This is a genomic window from Mycobacterium sp. E3298, assembly GCF_001666895.1.
GTDB lineage: Bacteria > Actinomycetota > Actinomycetes > Mycobacteriales > Mycobacteriaceae > Mycobacterium.
Genome location: NZ_LZJB01000063.1, coordinates 1 through 16,134, shown reverse-complemented (window position 1 = coordinate 16,134; position 16,134 = coordinate 1). Strand labels below are relative to the sequence as shown.

Here is a 16,134-nt window from a genome sequence, read left to right as displayed (position 1 = left end):
TCCGGTTGCAAGATCCCACCCAAGATCAGCATCCAGCACTTTTCCAGGTCGGTGAGGAACCGTTCCGGGTCGTCCAGATTGCTGGTCTTGCGCAGCCCCATATGCAGCGACACCATCAGCCGTCCGACTGCGTCGGGATCACAGCGTTCGTCGATGTCACCCTCGGTGACGGCCTGCTGGACGACCCCCGACAGGGCTTCCACCCAGCCGCTCACCAACGTGTCCTGCAGCCCCCCCGACTGTCCGACCGACTCGATCAGATTCAGGCCGGCCCTGACCAGATCGGTCTTGATGTCTTGAACGGCGATCAGATACGAGAAGTCGATCAGGGTTTCCAGGCCCGAAAGTCCGCGGGTCAACAGGTCTCCGACCGCGACGGTCGCCGCGGCGATCTGCTTGTCGATGAGCTCCACCGCCAAGGCGTGTTTGGACTTGAAGTGGAAGTACATCGCGCCCTTGGTCAGCTGGGCCTCGGCCAGGATGTCATCCAGACCGACGTCGTGGTACGGCCTGCGCGCGAACTGATGGGAGGCGGCGCGCAGAATCTGCCGCCGCGTCGCGTCGGCGCGTCCGTCGGTCGAGTGGGTAGTCATGGGAATCTGCCAGCTCAGCTCTCGTCGGCCCGCCGGGTGTGACCCTGGCGCAGCGGCGTGAACCCGGCGGGGAAGCCGGGCTCCGCGACGTTGGCGTGTATGACGCGACCGATCTCGTCGGGGGTTGCGACCCGGACCTGGTCGATCGCCGTCAGGTTGATGAGCAGGGCATACACCTCGGTTCTTGGGCGGTCTTGAACTACACCGACCGGCCACCCCCGGGCAGTACATGGGGCACGTCTGAGATTAGCAGCTGCAGGCGTCTGCCTTGACGCTTGCGTAAATACCTGTAGTCCACATCACACCCTCTTTACAAACTATTAGTATGTTTCGTACGCTATTATCACATTGTCAGTTTGTAGGGCCGGGCGGCCCAAACCCACGGTTCGCCCAGTTGAGCGGCAAGAACGCCCGATCCCGGGCCCTTTGCAGGATGTTAGGAGACGCAGATGCCGGTCGTGACCACCAGGCCACGCGCTCTGGCAGCGTCAGCAGGTAGAAGGCTCGGAAAGGGACAAAGGACCTTCGCGATCGCAGGCCAAATACTCTTCGGCACAGCTTCCACCATAATCAATACTTTAGGTATGTTTAACGCGGTAATCGCGCTCCTCGGGTACGGCCCGGCGGTCGTCCGTCTCCGCACCGCCACCGGGGACCGGGGTCTGACGTGATCGATTTCGGGGCGTTCCCGCCGGAGTTCAATTCCGCGCGGATGTATGCCGGCCCTGGTCCGGTGTCGCTCGTGGCGGCCTCGGTGGCCTGGGATGGCCTTGCCGCCGAATTGCATTCCGCCTCAAGCTGTTACCGCTCGGTGATAGCCGGATTGACGACCGGACGCTGGTTGGGTCCCTCGTCGTTGACCATGGCGTCCGCCTTCGCTCCCTACATGGCGTGGACCGCCGGGGCGGCCGCGCGGGCCGCGGAAACCGCAGGCCAGGCCAGGCTCGCGGTGGAGATCTACGAGGCCGCCTTCGCGATGACCGTTCCCCCGCCGGCAGTCGCCGCCAATCGCGTCCAGCTCGCGACGCTGATCGCCACCAACTTCTTCGGCCAGAACTCGGCGGCGATCGCGGCCACCGAGGCCGAATACGGCGAGATGTGGGCACAGGACGCGGCGGCGATGTACCAATACGCCGCGGGTTCGGCGGCCGCGTGCGACGTGACACCGTTCAGCCCGCCGCCGGACGTCGCCAACCCGGCGGGGGTGGCGACCCAGGGCAGCGCGGTGGCGCAGGCCGAAACGTTGGCGGCCACGCACACTTCCCTGTCGAACGTGATGTCCTCGGTTCCCAACGCCCTGCACGGGCTCTCGTCGCCGATGTCCGCCAGCACCTCCACCCTGACCCAGGTCGGTACCGGCACCGCGAGCACCGCCACCAGCACGGCCAGTTCGTCGCTGATGGACAGCCTCGCGTCGAGCCTGCCCAGCTCGCTGCCCACCTACTTCATGGCGGGAGCGACACCGTTGTACGGGATGTCCTCCATCCTCGGCATGGCTCAGACCGCGCAGGGCTTGGTGAATGGGGCTGCCCAGGCGGCGGGCACCGCTGCGGCGGGGGCCGCGAGCGCGGCGAGCACGGGCGCGGGCGCGCTGGGATCGCTCGGCTCGCTTGGATCGGGTGTGGTCGGGAGCCTCGGCAGCGCGGCCTCGCTCGGTCCGCTGGCGGTCCCGGCGAGCTGGACCAGCGTGATACCGGCGGCACACAGCGCCGCTTCCGCACTGCCGACCATCAGCCTCGCCGGCGCCAACACGCCGCCCAGCATCATGGGCTCGCTACCGCGCCTGGCCGCCGCGTCGGGCAAGAACCTCGGCCCCCGGTACGGCGTCATCCCGACCGTGATGACGCGGCCGCCTTCCGGTGGATACGCGTAGGCCATGACCCCGACGAGAACGACCCGTGACCCGAGGAGCGGTGAATGAAGTACACGCCCACCCAGATCGCCGGCGTGACGATCATTGACCTCGAGCCGCAACGCGACCATCGCGGCTTCTCGTCCCGTTCCTTTTGTGCCGACGAATTCGCCGACCGCGGGCTGAGTTTCGACGTCACCCAGACCAACATCTACTTCAACTACACCCGCGGCACCGTGCGGGGCCTGCACCATCGGGTGCCGCCCTACGCTCAGACCCAGGTGGTTCGCTGCACCCGCGGCGCGATCGCCGCCGTCGCGGTCGACATCCGCCCGGGGTCGCAGACCTACGGCGACCACGTCATGGTCGAGTTGAGCGCGGACAACTACCGGGCGCTGTTCCTGCCGCCGTTCGTCGCCCACGGCTTCCAAACGCTGATCGACAACACCGAAGTCAGCTATCAGGTCAGCGGGGAGCCCGCGCCGTCCGACGCCCAGGGATTCCATTGGAACGACCCGGAATTCGGGATCGTGTGGCCGCTGCCGGTCACCGTCATCTCCGAGCAGGATGCCAGTTGGCCATCGCGAACGCCGAGCTTCGCTTCGATCGAGAGTGCAGCGTCATGTCTAACCCGTTGATGACCCAGGAATTGGTGGACGTCGTGCATGCCGAACCCGGTCCGATCAAGCGGAAACCGGCCGGCATCACGTCATTGCCCAGCCGCCGGACCGGCGCTCTGCCGGCCCCCGCGGCCGCGGCGCCCTCGCCCGCTGGCAGCGCGATCCGGCGCTGGCAGCACCAATATTCGCACCACCTGCGCATCAGCGACACGCTGATCGTCTGCGCGTCGGTGCTACTGGCGCAGTACGTCCGATTCGGCGAAATCGCCAACACCTCGGGTTACTCGGACGTCGCGATGACGATGCTGTCGTTTCTCTTCGCGGCGCTATGGCTGTCGTCGCTGGCGGTATTCCAAACGCGCTCACCGCGAGTCATCGGCGCCGGCATCGACGAGTACCGCCGGATCGGCAGCGCCTCGTTCTGGACGTTCGGAATCATCGCTATGGTCACCTTGCTCGCCAAGGTGGACCTGGCCCGCGGTTACCTTGCGATCGCGCTCCCCGTCGGGACCATGGGCCTGCTGGGGAGCCGCAGCCTGTGGCGCAAGCACATCCGGCAGATGCGCGCGAACGGTCAGTGCCAGACGACGGTGCTGGCGATCGGGGACCGCAAGGCGGTCTCTCACCTCGCCCACGAACTTTCCCGCAACCCGCTGGACGGATACCTCGTGGTAGGCGTTTGCATTCCGGGCTACGGGCCACCGCGCGGCAACACCATCACCCTCGGCGGACGCGCTGTGCCGATCCTCGGTGACGTCACCCACGCGGTGGCCGCCATCAACAGCTGCGGTGCGGACACCGTGGCGGTCACGCAGACGGACCACTTCGGGATGCACGGGATCCGAGAACTGATGTGGCAGCTGGAAACGATGGACGTCGACGTCGTGGTCTCACCGGGCGTGATGGACGTCGCGGAGGCCCGCCTGACCCTGCGCCCGACCGCGGGGATGCCGCTGTTGCACGTCGAGAAGCCGCAATACGAAGGGACGCAACGCTTTCAGAAGCAGGTGTTCGACTTCCTGTTCTCGCTGGCGGCCCTGATCGCGACGGCGCCCGTCCTCGTCGCGGCGGCCGTCGCCGTCAAGCTCACCAGCAAGGGCCCGGTGTTCTACCCATCCGAACGGATCGGCATCGACGGCAAGCCCTTCAGGATGCTGAAGTTTCGGACCATGGTCGACGGCGCCGACACCCAGATCGAGCACCTGTTGGCGCTGAACGAGAGCGCCGGCGGCATGCTGTTCAAGATGCGCGAGGACCCACGGGTCACCCCCGTCGGCAAGATCCTGCGCAGGTTCAGCATCGACGAGCTGCCACAGTTCATCAACGTGCTCAAGGGTGACATGAGCGTCGTCGGCCCGCGCCCCCCGCTGCGCCGAGAGGTCGACAACTACGACGGTGACGTCAAGCGGCGACTGCTGGTGAAACCGGGGGTCAGCGGGCTGTGGCAAGTGAGCGGCCGATCGGACCTCTCCTGGGAGGAGTCGGTGCGGTTGGACCTGTCCTACGTGGACAACTGGTCGATGTCGGGTGACCTCATGATCATCGCCAAGACGGTTAAGGCCGTTCTCACCAGTCACGGCGCATACTAGGGAGTCATGACTGAGCCGACGACGCCCGAGGCGGTCGTCCCGTCGGTGCCGCTCTCCCGGATGGCTCACGCCTTCTCGATCCAACTGATCTGCCGCGCACTGGGAATGCTGGCCTCGGTGGTCTCCGTGGCGATGACCGCGCGGTACCTGGGTCCGGGCCGCTACGGCCAGCTCTCCATCGCGGTCGCGTTCGTGGGAATGTGGAACAGCTTCGCCGATCTCGGTGTCGCCACCGTGATCGTCCGCCGCGTCACCTCCGGCCGCGGCGACCTCGAACGTCTGGTGCGCGTCAACAGCGGACTGGCCCTGATCTACTGCGTTCCGCTCGCCGCACTGGCGGCCGGTTCCGGGCTGCTCGTCTATCACGACTACGACGTCCGGGTCATGCTCGTGGTGCTGTCCGGGGGCCTGCTGCTGCAGACCATGACCACCCGCTTCGAGCCGGTGTTTCTGGCCACCGTCCGGTTCTCCGCGGTGGCCATCTCCGACGTCACGGCCCGCACGGCCACCCTGGCCATGGTCGCGGTCCTGGTCTCCGCGCACTCGAACGTCATCTGGTTCGCGGTGGCACAGCTCATTCCGCCCGCCGTCCAGCTGGTTATCCAGGGCGCCGCGGCGATGCGGCACATCTCGGTGCGCCCGGTGTTCGCGCTGCGCGAGGCCGCCGATCTGTTGCGGGAAACCCTGCCCCTGATCGGATTCCTGGTTGTCGGAATCCTTTACACCCGCGCCGACGGTGTGATCTTGTCCTTGCTCAACACCCACTCCGAGGTGGGCGTGTACGGGCTCGCCTTGACGATCGCGTTCAACACCATCGTGGTGTCGCTGGTGTTCCTCAAGGCGACGCTGTCGACGGGCACCGAACTGTTCGCGCGGGACGTGGCGACGTTCGCCGCCTTCCTGCGCCGCAGCGTCGAGCTCATGTATTTCGCGGCGGTCCCCGTCGCGGTGGTCGGAGCGCTGCTGGCCGGACCGTTGATCGCGTTCTTCGGCGACAAGGCGTTCGTCGCGCGGGGAACGCCGACGCTGGCGTTGCTGTTCGTCGCGGCGGCGCTGCGGTTCGTCGGCGGCACTCTCGGCCAGGGTCTGGTCGCCAGCCACCACCAAAAGGTTCTGCTGTGGTTGACGGTCGCCACGCTGGTGGTCAACGTCTCGCTGAATCTGGCTCTCGACGGGCGGCTGGGCGCCGTCGGGCCCGGCATCGCGCTGGTGTGTACGGAATTCTTCAACATGCTGTTCAGCAGCTGGTGGCTGCACCGGCGGTGCGGTTACCGTACGCCGGTGATGTTCTTGCTGCGGGTGCTGATCCCGACGGCCGCCAGTGTCGCGGTGACACTGCTGCTTTCGGGTCAGCACGTCGCGCTGATCCTGCTCGCCGCCGCCGCGGCCTACCTGGCCACCAGCGCCGCGGTCGGCCCGCTCAAGTGGTCGTCGCTGGCGTCGTTGCGCAGCAAGCAGCTGGCGTGACCGGCCGCGTGAAGTCTCCACGGGTGCTGTGGCTTTCGCCATGGACACGGCCGGCGGTGCGCGTGCAGTCCGAAGCGCTGATCCGGCACGGGGCCGACGTGCTGCTCGTGACCTCTGACCGGCACCCGGAGTCAGACGCCGCCCGCGAGTACGAGGTGGTGCTCGAGCCGCGATTCCTGTCGGCCAAGACGTGGCCGCCGACGCTCAAGGCCTGGCGGCTCGTCCGCAAGTTCCGGCCGGACGTCGTGATCGCCGAACAGGTCCGTGATCCACGGTGGATTGCGCTGGCCGGAAGGACGCCACGCATCCAGGTGATCCACGACGATCGCCCCCATGACCCCGCGGAAGCGCTGCCCGCCTACGAACTCGCGGCGCTCGATCGCTGGGGCGCCCGCTCTGCGGCCACCATCGCCTACTGCGAATACGTCGCGCGCGCGGTCGCGACACGACGCGACGTGATCGGCACACCGGTGCACGTTGTACCGCTCGCCAGCGATCTCGATCTCGACCGCGTCCCTCCGTTCGTGGATGCCGAGGGGCGCCACGACTTTGTCATGTTCGGCCGGCTCAACCCCTATAAGAACGTGGACGTGGTGTTGCGGGCCTGGCAGTGCCACGTCGAAGGCGGCGGCTGGCGCGGCGACGACCTCATCCTGATCGGCGACGGAGCGCTGGACGCCGACAAGCTGCCCGCGCACACGCAGTGGCGTCGCGGCGGCTATCGCTACCGCGATGTCGTCACCACCCTGGCCGCCGCCAAGGGCTCGATCGCCCACTACCGGCGCGCCACTCAAAGCGGCGTGCAGGTCCTCTCAATGCAGTTGGGCGTCATGCCGATCGTTTCCACCGAGGGCGGGCCGCCCGAGTATCAACCCCCGGACTGCCCCCCGATCGGCGTCGACGACGTTGCCGGACTGGCGGCCGCTTTCGACGTCCTGGCCGACCCGGACACGGCGGCGCGGCACGGGGCCACCGCGGCGCGGCACTACGAGCGCCATTGCGCCGTCGACCTTGTCGCGGATCGCTTCCTGGAGGTCATCGACGAGGTGATGGGCCGTCGACGTTGACCGGGTACCGAACACACCTCGCGTATCCGGATGTATGGACGCGAGAGGGATAGAAACGTGAGCACGTATCTGGTCACCGGGGGTTGTGGATTCATCGGATCGGCGGTCGTCAACTCGTTGCTGGAGCGGGGCGCCGAGGTCTTCGTCATGGATGACCTCTCGCTCGGAAAGGACCACTGGCAGAAGGCACCCCGCAAGCCGACGCTGATCGTCCGCGACATCCTCGACGCCGACGCGTGCGACGAGGCATTCCGTGACATCAAGCCGCAGAACGTCATTCATCTTGCGGCGCAACACTTCGTCCCCTGGTGCGAGGAGCACGTCTACGAGGCGTACACCTTGAATGTGCATGGCACGTTGAACGTCCTGGAGTCGTCACGCCGGCACGGCGTCTCAGCCTTCTTCTTCGCATCTACCGGCGACGTCTACCATCCGAACTTCGTGCCCCACCGGGAAGTTGATCCGACCGGGCCGGTATATGTCTACGGCCACACGAAATACCTGGCCGAGCAGCTGTGCATGCGCTATTTCGAGTCCACCGGATGTTTCCGCACGCTGGTGATCGGGCGGCTGTTCAACGCCGCCGGACCGCGCGAAACCAATCCGCACATGCTCGCCGAGGTCACCCGTCAGATCGCGCAGGAGGGCAAGCGCGAAGTGGAAGTCGGTAACCTCTGGCCACTGCGCGACTACGTTGACGTCGACTCGATGGGCGCCGTTATCGTCGACACCGTTTCGCGGATAGCGGGATTGGAGATCGTCAACATCGGATCCGGCAAGGCGATCGAGGTCCGCGAAGCGCTGGACATCATCGCGTCCGTCCTGCCGTTTCCCGTTGACTTCACCTCGGTGCCCGAGCGCCAGCGCCCCAACGACCGACCGTTCCTGTGCCCGGATACGCACCGGCTGCGCCGCACCATCGGCCGTGCGGCGGAGCCGTTCGGCCAAGCCACGGCGCGAAAGATCTTTGCCGAGTACCCGGGCATCGCGCTCGAAAGTGGCCGCGGTGCGCCCTGATTCCGTCCGCCCGCTGCGGGTCGCCCTGGTGGGCGACTACCCCACCGATGAAGGCGCGACCGTGCACAACGGGGTGCAGTCGGTGACGTACACGTTGGCGCATGCGCTGGCTGCCCGTCCCGACGTCGAGTGCCACGTCGTCAGTGCGATGAACGGCGTGACCACAACCTACCGGCGGGCCGGCGCCCTGCACGTTCACTACGTCAAGCGCCTGAACCTCCCCCGATTGGTCACACTGCGTGTCAACGACGTGCCGCGCCTGGCGGCGGTGATCCGTTCGATCAATCCCGATGTCGTGCATGGACAGGGCCAGGATCGCCACGCGCTCGGCGCGTTGGCGAGCGGGGCGCCGACGGTCATCACTCCGCACGGCGTGCTCTTCATCGAGAGCCGATTACTGCAAAGAAACCGGTGGGACGCGTTGGGCGCCTTGAAGAAACGGGCTGTCGCGAACATGGAGCGGGAGGTGTTTCGCCGCGCCCGGGACATGATCATCATCTCGCCGTACCTGGCGCAGGTTTACGGGCCGATGCTGACGGCGCGCTGCCGGTTCATCGAGAACCCGATCCAAGACGACTTCTTCCGCATACGGCGCGCACCGGAGCCCGGCCGAATGTTGTTTGTCGGAAACCTGGTGCCGCGCAAGAGTGTGGACCATCTCGTGCGCGCGGTCGGCGAGGTCGCCAACGACCGTCGCGCCATTGCCGACCGGCCGTGGCGGGCGGGCCTGCAACTCAGGGTCGCCGGCCCCATTGCGGACCCGAGCAGCGAACACGAAGTCCGGCGGGCGATCGACGAATGCGGCCTGGGGGAACGGGTAAGGCTGCTCGGCCCCATCGGCCACGAAGAACTGCTCGATGAATACGCGCGGGCCCAGGTTCTCTTGCTGGGCTCGCGCGAAGAGACCACTCCGCAAGTCGTCGCTCAGGCCATGGCGTGTGGACTGCCGGTGATCGCCTCTCGCGTTGGCGGCATTCCGGACATGGTCGAGGACGGCAACACCGCGCTGCTGTTTCCGCATGGCGATGTCGCGGCCTGCGCCGGGCAGATCCGCCGGATGCTTGACGACGACGCCTTCAGAGCCGGCATCGAACAGCGGGTACGCGTCGAGGCTCAGCAGCGTTTCGACCCGGAATCGGTTGCCGAGCAGACCGTTAGCGCCTATCGGGAGGTCATCGCCCGAGATCGGCAGACCTGAAGTACTCGATCGTGAGTTTGACGCCTTGGCCGAATGGGACCACCGGACGCCAGTCGAGCCTCGACTCGGCGAGGGCGATGTCCGGCTTGCGCTTCTTCGGGTCGTCCTCGGGCAGGGCCCGGAAAACGATCGGAGAGGGCGATCCGGTCATCTCCTTGATGATGCGGGCGACCTCGAGGACGGTCAGCTCGTCCTGGCTACCGAGGTTGACGGGTCCGGTGAAGGAGGCCTCGCTGGTCGCCATCTTCACCAGCCCGTCGATCAAATCGTCGACGTAGCAGAAGCTTCGGGTTTGGCTGCCATCGCCGAAGATGGTGATCGGTTCGCCGCGGAGCGCCTGCACGATGAACTGCGAGACGATCCGCCCATCCTCGGGATCCATCCTGGGGCCATAGGTATTGAAGATCCGGACGACCTTGATCCGAGCGCCGAAGCGGCGCGCGTACTCGAGCATGAGTGTTTCGGCAACCCGCTTGCCCTCGTCGTAGCACGCGCGGGGGCCGAAGCAGTTGACGTTCCCCCAATAGCTTTCGGTCTGCGGATGCAAGGTGGGATCGCCATAGATCTCGCTGGTAGAGGCCTGCAGCATCGTCGCCTCTTTGGCGAGCGCCAGCTCGAGCACGTTCCTCGTGCCGAGGTAGTTGGTGTCGAGGGTGAACACGGGGTCGCGCTGGAATGCGAAGGGCGAGCCCGGGCATGCCATGTTGAAGACGAGGTCCAGCGGTCCCGCCACAGCAGCGGCGTCCAGCGGCCGCGTGACGTCGTGTTCGAAGAAGCTGAACCCCGGGTCACGCGAGAGGTGGGCGAGGTTTTCACGCCTGCCGGTATAGAAGTTGTCCAGGCCGAGAACCTCGACGCCGTCGCGGCGAAGGCGATCGCAGAGGTGGGATCCGAGGAATCCGGCGGCGCCGGTGACGAGGGCTCTCATCCACCCAGCCTAGTGGCGGCCCATGCCGTAGTAGTCGAAACCCTCGGCCCGCAACCGCCTGGGGTCATAGATGTTTCGACCGTCGAAGACGACATGACCCCGCATGGCCGACCTGACGCGCTGCCACGACGGCCGGTGGAACTGCTTCCACTCGGTGACCAGGACGAGCGCGTCGGCGCCCTCGACCGCCTCGTACATGTTCCCGGCGTATTCGATCGAATCGCCCAGCGCCTCTTTGGCTCGCACGCTCGCCTCCGGGTCGAAAGCCCGCACCGTCGCGCCGAGCTCGAGCAGTCGCCGCACGATCACCAGCGAGGCGGCCTCGCGCATGTCGTCGGTCTGCGGCTTGAAGCTCAGGCCCCACAGGCCGACCCGCAGGCCGGTCAGGTCATCCGCGGGCCGTCCGTCACCGAAGTGCGCGACGATTTTGGCGACCAGCGTTGCCTTCTGCTCCGTGTTGACCTGGTCGACGGCGCGCAGCAGCCGCATGTCCGTGCCCAGTCCCGCGGCGGTGTGGATCAGGGCCTGAACGTCTTTCGGCAGACAGGACCCGCCGTAGCCGACTCCCGGGAACAGGAATTCGTAGCCGATGCGCCGATCCGCCCCGATGGCCTCCCGCACCGCGCTGATATCGGCCCCGGCCTTCTCGCAGAGGTTGGAGATCTCGTTGATGAACGAAATCTTGGTTGCCAGAAAGCAATTGGCCGCATACTTGGCCATCTCGGCGCTCTTGATGTCCATGACGATCAACGGATGGAAGGTGCGCAGGTACGGCTCGTAGAGCTCCCGCATGATCTCCACCGCGCGTTTGGAGTCGCTGCCGAGGATCACGCGGTCGGGCTTCATGAAGTCGGTGACCGCCGTGCCCTCCTTGAGGAACTCGGGATTGGACACCACGTCGAATTCCTGCGAGGCCGTGGCGGCGATGATCTCGCGGACCCGCTCGGCGGTGCCCACCGGGACGGTCGACTTGTCGACGACGACCTTGTAGCGATCCAGGTATGTCCCGATGTCGGCGGCCGCCGCGTGCACGTAGGACAGGTCGGCCTCGCCGCTTTCGCTCATCGGCGTCGCGACGGCGATGAAGACCACGTCGCCGTGTTCGATCGCCCTGCGCCGGTCGGTGGTGAAATCGATCGAGCCGTTCTCCCGGTTCCGGGCGATCAGCTCGGCGAGGCCGGGTTCGTAAATCGGAACCCCCCCGGCCAGAAGCTCGTCCACCTTCGCCTGGTCGATGTCGACACACACCACGTCGTTGCCGCTGTCGGCCAGGCAAGCGCCCGTGACGAGCCCGACGTACCCGCATCCGATGATCGAAATCTTCAAGACGACACCTTCGCTTCCCGATGATCGCCCAATCGTCCCGCACGCGAGCGGCCCACGCGCACTTTTTCAGCTAGCTTCTTTGACCGCTCGACATCAACCGGAATCGGCAGCCGGCCCAGGCACGCCACCGGCGCGGGACAGCGGGAATCTTTGTCCAAATGGGATTTTGGCGACAGCCCAGGTCGGATAGGGTGTGGTGCGTGCCTAACGCGGATGCCGAGCGCGACCCGACGCCATCGGCGCCAACCCGGCGGCTCCTCCAACGCGTCGGCGGCACGGCAAAAACGAAAGTCCGCCTGTCGCTGATGAAGGCCGGCCGTCGAGTGACGGCCAGCCGGCTGGCGAATCTGCGTTCAGTGCTCAGTTACCTCGAGCTCGGCCATTGGCTGGCGCACGATTTTTCGAATGCAACGGTAGATGTCGTCGCCGACCAATTTGCGTTGTTCGACCGGGCGCTGGCCAAGGTCCGCGGGCAACGGCCCCTGTACCTCGAATTCGGTGTGTTCGAGGGCGGCTCGATGCGGTGGTGGTCGCAGCACCTCCCGCATCCCGAAGCGAGGCTGATCGGTTTCGACAGCTTCGAAGGCCTGCCGCAGGACTGGCGGCCCGGCCTGGGAGCCGGCCACTTCGACGTCGGCGGCGAGCCGCCGAAGATCGACGATGCCCGCGTCTCGTTCGTCGTCGGCTGGTTCGACGACAGCCTCCCGAAGTTCGACGTCCCCGAGCACGACCAGTTGATCATCAACGTCGACTGCGACGTGTACTCCAGCGCTGCCACGGTGCTGAGTTGGGCGGAGCCGCTTCTCCAGCCCGGTACGTTGATCTACTTCGATGAGTTCCCCGACCGCGATCATGAGATGCGGGCATTCAGGGAACTCATGGCCCGTTCGCCACGGGAGTTCCGCCCGCTGGCCACGGCGCGTGGCCATCACTGGCTGTTTGAGGTCGTCAAGTGACTCCACCCGCGGCAGCTTCCGCTTTGGCTGTCCGCAAATAACTTGGGCGATACCCGGATTCAGCCCATGAACGATCACCCGCCGGCGATTCCGGGTCGCTCCGCTCGAGCGCCGATGAGCCGCTCCGCAAGCCGCACACCGAGCGCTATCCCGAGCAGCGTCGGGTTGGCCTGGCTCGACGTCGGCAGGACCGAGGTGCTCGCGACGTACAGCCCGCGCACCCCGTGCACCTGAAGGTCGGGGTTCACGACGCCGCCGTCGGCGGTCGCAGACATCCGGGTCGTGCCGGCCTGATGAAAGCCGGCGTAGCCCTGCATGAAATCGTGCACCGAGGCCTCGACGTCGTCGGCGAGCCACTCCACGTGTCCGACGCCGTGGCGGCGCAGCTGCTTGTCGATGAGGTCGATTGCCCTGCGCACACTTTCGTAGTCGGCGTCGGAGAAATGCATGTGGGTGCGTATCCGGCGCATGCCGAGGGCATCGCGTTCGTCGGTCAGCTCGATGCGGCTGTCCCAGTGCGGGAGATGCTCGCCGTGGTAGTGCAGCAGGTATCGATTGCCGGACCCCTTGACGAAGAAGCCCGGCGCCTTGCGGCCCCGGCGCAGGAACCGCGCGTAGGAGAACCGGACCGCGAATCGGATGGAACCGAACAGGTCTCGAACGATGTTGCGCAGGTGCCCGGCGACGCGCGGCGGGCCCGCGGTCTTGGTGTGGGCCTCGCGGATGGCCGCCGCGAGCAGGAAACGCCCCAGCGGGGAGATCAACGTCAGGTAGACACCCGACAGGATTCCGCTGCCGTGCGCGGGATCGCTGATCGGCGGATTCACCATCCAGACAGCGGCATTCGGCATCCTGAGTTCTCGTTGCAGCTGTGGAGTGAACGTGAAACGGCGTCGGACGTAGACGCCCTCGCGATCCCGCTCGTGTTCGTAGATGACGTCGTCGCTGGTGAAGTGCACGCGCGCGACCCGGGCCTCGACGTGGGACATGTACCAGCGCCCGAGGTGGCCGCCCGCGTTGCCCAGCCCGGCCGGATGATGACGATCCGACGCGAGCAGCAGGCGGGTGGCCTCCAGGCCGCCGGTGGCAAGGACGTAGTCCGCCGCAATGACTCTGCCCTCCCGTCCATCGAGCGTCTTGACGACGAGATGGTCGACGGCATCACCGGCTTCGGTGGTCACCACCTCGGTGCACGTGAGGCCGGTCCACACCGTCAGTCCGGGGGTGTCGCGCAACTCGGCGCGGTACTCGCGCCCGAAACGCGTTGGCAACGACCAGCGTTCGAGGTCGGTGGTGCACACCTGTTCATCGGGCAGCCCCACGACCAGGTCCCGCTGGGCCAGCTCCGGGATGCCCCGCGCATTGAATACCGCCTGCCCGCATCCCGCCCAGTCGCAGGCCCGCTGCAGGTAAGGCTCGACATCGTCGAACCCGATCGGCCAGGGCGACTGCGCGGTGATGGGCCGATTCTCGAAGTCGATGGCGTCGAACTTGACACATCGCCCGCCCCACAGCGCCGAGGTGCCGCCCAGCTGCCGGCGAACGGAGACCTCACTGCGTGAATGAAAGTAGTCGTCCTGGCGGGAGTCGAACGTCGCCAGCTCCTGTGCCGCGCGGTCCTTACGTTCCAGACCACTTTCGATCAGCGCCACCTCGACGCCGGCGGCCGCGAGCTCGAGCGCGGTAGCGATGCCAATCGGGCCGGCACCGACCACCACGACATCGGTTCGGATGGTCATATCGGGAGCGAACTGCGCCGGACCAACGATCACGCGGCGGGGCCCCGTCGCAACTGCCGGGCGAGATCTACGAAACGCCGCAGCAGCCCCGCGTCGGGCGGCGACGAGACGGCTTGCGCCGCGTCGGCAACCCGCCGCGGGTCGGTGCTGCTGTAGAGGATCGCGCGACAACCCGTGGCCGTGGCCGACGACGCCAAGATCAGCCTCGGCAACACACCGGGGGCCAGCGGGTCCATCTCGAGTGTTTCCCGCCAGCGTTCGGCCGTTCGGGCATCCGCCGACAGCGCCGCGGACAGCGTCGTGTACGTCCGGTTGAAGACCCCGAACACGAGATCAGCACGTCGTGGCGGAGGACCGAGAAGGTCGCCGCGGACCTGGCTGACGCCCCGCGGTGCGAATGCACCGGCGAAATCCACCTCGAGGCCCTCGTCCTGGGACACACCCCAGGCGCGAATCTTGCCCGCCCGGTGGGCCCGTTCGAAGAACTCGCCGAGTTCCTCGCTGGCGACGGTGTCGAAAGGCCTTGGGCCGTGGACGAACAAGATGTCGACGTAGTCGACGCCCAGCGCCGCCAGGCTCAGGTCAAGGCTGCGGGTCGCGACCGCCGCGTCGTAGCGCCGCGGGGTCAGGTCCGGTTCCTGTTGCCGCTTGACCGCGCGGCGCAGCGCCGGGGCTTTGCGCAGCAACGCCCGAGCAGGCGCCTGGAAGCGGCCGAGACGCCGGGCCGCCCCGCCGACGTCGATGCCGAACTTGGTGGCCACCGTCACCGCGTCGCGATTCACGCTGCGCAGGAACACCCCCAGCTCGGACTCCGCCATGCCGAGGCCGTACATCCGCGCGGTGTCGAAGTGCGTGATGCCGTGCTCGACCGCGCTGCCCAGCACGGCCATCCGCTCCTTGCGGAACGGCGCCTGCATCAAACCCCCGCACCCGAAACCGACCGCGCTGACCTTCAGCGCCGGTCCGCTGAGCTCAATCTGCTCCAACGCCGAGGCTCTCGTAGATCCGGCGAAGCTCGGCGCCGATGACCTCCGGGCTGCGCGTCGCCGCGATGTGCGCCTGACCCTTGAGGCCGTCGCGCTCCGCCAGCTCCGGATCGCGGAGGTACCGGCCGATCGCCGCCGCCAACGCGGGCGGATCGTCAACGGGGACGAGCATTTTCGGGTCGGGAACGATGCCCGGCGTGCCGGAGACGGGGGTCGTGACGGCCGGGCGCGCGCCTGCCAGGGCCTCGGTCACGATCAGCGGCATCGCCTCGGCGCGCGACGGCAGCACCACCACCCGCGCGGACCGGATCAACTCGGGGATCGCGTCCGGATGCACCGCGGGTTCCACGGAGAAGCGCTCCAGCTGCGGGGGCGTGTAGTCGTCGATCGGCCCGACCACCCGGCACCGTCCTTCGATGCCCTCGTCGAGCAGCAGCTGCCACGCCGCCGCGAGCGTGTCGACCCCCTTGCGCAGGCCGATGGTCCCGGCGAAGAGCGCGACCGGCGGTGTCGTGCTTGCCCCGGGCGCGTCCCAGTCGATCGGTGCCGGGTTCACCGAGATGGTGCTCGGCACCCGTGGGGCCAGCTCCGCAACGGTGGCCCGCGCGTCCTGCGAGAACACGATCAGGTGGTCTGCGCGGCGCAGGGTGGCACCGATATAGCGGCGGTGCCGAAGCGCTTCGTTGGCGACGTCGGCGCCCTGCAGCGTCGCGACAATCCGCAGGCCCCGCGCCTTGGCCAGGCGAATCAGCGATCCTTCGCGCAGCCACGCCCCGCCGTCTGAGATGTGGAAGTG

General features: G+C 67.1%; 15 protein-coding genes. 8 read left to right on the top strand and 7 right to left on the bottom strand.

Annotation, left to right across the window (positions count from 1 at the left end; all coding sequences use genetic code 11):
• A partial coding sequence (locus A9X05_RS02350) for a TetR/AcrR family transcriptional regulator (protein WP_067778975.1) occupies window positions 1-593 on the bottom strand: 593 nt, incomplete at its 3' end.
• Window positions 594-607: 14 nt separating this feature from the next.
• Window positions 608-769 (bottom strand): hypothetical protein, encoded by a 162-nt coding sequence (locus tag A9X05_RS30315; protein ID WP_156670172.1) that lies wholly within the window; start codon window positions 767-769, stop codon window positions 608-610.
• Window positions 770-1,260: 491 nt separating this feature from the next.
• On the opposite strand from A9X05_RS30315, the gene A9X05_RS02345 reads away from it, so the two are divergent.
• From A9X05_RS02345 to A9X05_RS02315, 7 genes are read left to right on the top strand one after another with little or no spacing between them, the layout of a single operon-like run.
• The gene (locus tag A9X05_RS02345) at window positions 1,261-2,466 is read left to right on the top strand and encodes a PPE family protein (RefSeq protein WP_067757468.1); all 1,206 of its coding nucleotides are present in this window, start codon (window positions 1,261-1,263) and stop codon (window positions 2,464-2,466) included.
• A 44-nt stretch (window positions 2,467-2,510) separates the two neighbouring features.
• On the top strand, window positions 2,511-3,083 hold the full coding sequence (locus A9X05_RS02340; protein WP_067757471.1) for a dTDP-4-dehydrorhamnose 3,5-epimerase family protein: 573 nt from the start codon (window positions 2,511-2,513) through the stop codon (window positions 3,081-3,083).
• Window positions 3,068-4,654, top strand: a complete 1,587-nt coding sequence (locus tag A9X05_RS02335; protein WP_082970849.1) for a sugar transferase — start codon at window positions 3,068-3,070, stop codon at window positions 4,652-4,654. The genes A9X05_RS02340 and A9X05_RS02335 overlap by 16 nt, the downstream gene beginning before the upstream one ends.
• A gap of 6 nt (window positions 4,655-4,660) precedes the next feature.
• Entirely contained in the window at window positions 4,661-6,121 is a 1,461-nt protein-coding gene (locus A9X05_RS02330) for an oligosaccharide flippase family protein (RefSeq protein WP_067778972.1), read from the top strand.
• A gap of 23 nt (window positions 6,122-6,144) precedes the next feature.
• Window positions 6,145-7,188, top strand: a complete 1,044-nt coding sequence (locus tag A9X05_RS02325) for a glycosyltransferase family 4 protein (protein WP_067757504.1) — start codon at window positions 6,145-6,147, stop codon at window positions 7,186-7,188.
• A 57-nt stretch (window positions 7,189-7,245) separates the two neighbouring features.
• Window positions 7,246-8,205 (top strand): NAD(P)-dependent oxidoreductase, encoded by a 960-nt coding sequence (locus tag A9X05_RS02320; RefSeq protein WP_067757482.1) that lies wholly within the window; start codon window positions 7,246-7,248, stop codon window positions 8,203-8,205.
• Between the two features lie 28 nt (window positions 8,206-8,233).
• The gene (locus A9X05_RS02315) at window positions 8,234-9,403 is read left to right on the top strand and encodes a glycosyltransferase family 4 protein (protein WP_197498883.1); all 1,170 of its coding nucleotides are present in this window, start codon (window positions 8,234-8,236) and stop codon (window positions 9,401-9,403) included.
• On the opposite strand, the gene A9X05_RS02310 is transcribed toward A9X05_RS02315, so the two are convergent.
• Both A9X05_RS02310 and A9X05_RS02305 read right to left on the bottom strand, forming a co-directional pair.
• On the bottom strand, window positions 9,378-10,331 hold the full coding sequence (locus A9X05_RS02310; protein WP_067778966.1) for a UDP-glucuronic acid decarboxylase family protein: 954 nt from the start codon (window positions 10,329-10,331) through the stop codon (window positions 9,378-9,380). The genes A9X05_RS02315 and A9X05_RS02310 overlap by 26 nt on opposite strands.
• A gap of 9 nt (window positions 10,332-10,340) precedes the next feature.
• The gene (locus A9X05_RS02305) at window positions 10,341-11,657 is read right to left on the bottom strand and encodes a UDP-glucose/GDP-mannose dehydrogenase family protein (protein ID WP_067778963.1); all 1,317 of its coding nucleotides are present in this window, start codon (window positions 11,655-11,657) and stop codon (window positions 10,341-10,343) included.
• Between the two features lie 200 nt (window positions 11,658-11,857).
• On the opposite strand from A9X05_RS02305, the gene A9X05_RS02300 reads away from it, so the two are divergent.
• The gene (locus A9X05_RS02300) at window positions 11,858-12,613 is read left to right on the top strand and encodes a class I SAM-dependent methyltransferase (protein ID WP_197498882.1); all 756 of its coding nucleotides are present in this window, start codon (window positions 11,858-11,860) and stop codon (window positions 12,611-12,613) included.
• A 74-nt stretch (window positions 12,614-12,687) separates the two neighbouring features.
• On the opposite strand, the gene A9X05_RS02295 is transcribed toward A9X05_RS02300, so the two are convergent.
• The 3 genes from A9X05_RS02295 to A9X05_RS02285 all read right to left on the bottom strand — a co-directional run.
• Window positions 12,688-14,352, bottom strand: coding sequence for an FAD-dependent oxidoreductase (locus A9X05_RS02295; protein WP_197498881.1), 1,665 nt, complete (start codon window positions 14,350-14,352; stop codon window positions 12,688-12,690).
• A 29-nt stretch (window positions 14,353-14,381) separates the two neighbouring features.
• Complete coding sequence (locus A9X05_RS02290; protein WP_067778978.1) at window positions 14,382-15,308, bottom strand: aldo/keto reductase; 927 nt, start codon at window positions 15,306-15,308, stop codon at window positions 14,382-14,384.
• Between the two features lie 16 nt (window positions 15,309-15,324).
• A partial coding sequence (locus A9X05_RS02285; protein ID WP_067778955.1) for a glycosyltransferase family 4 protein occupies window positions 15,325-16,134 on the bottom strand: 810 nt, incomplete at its 5' end.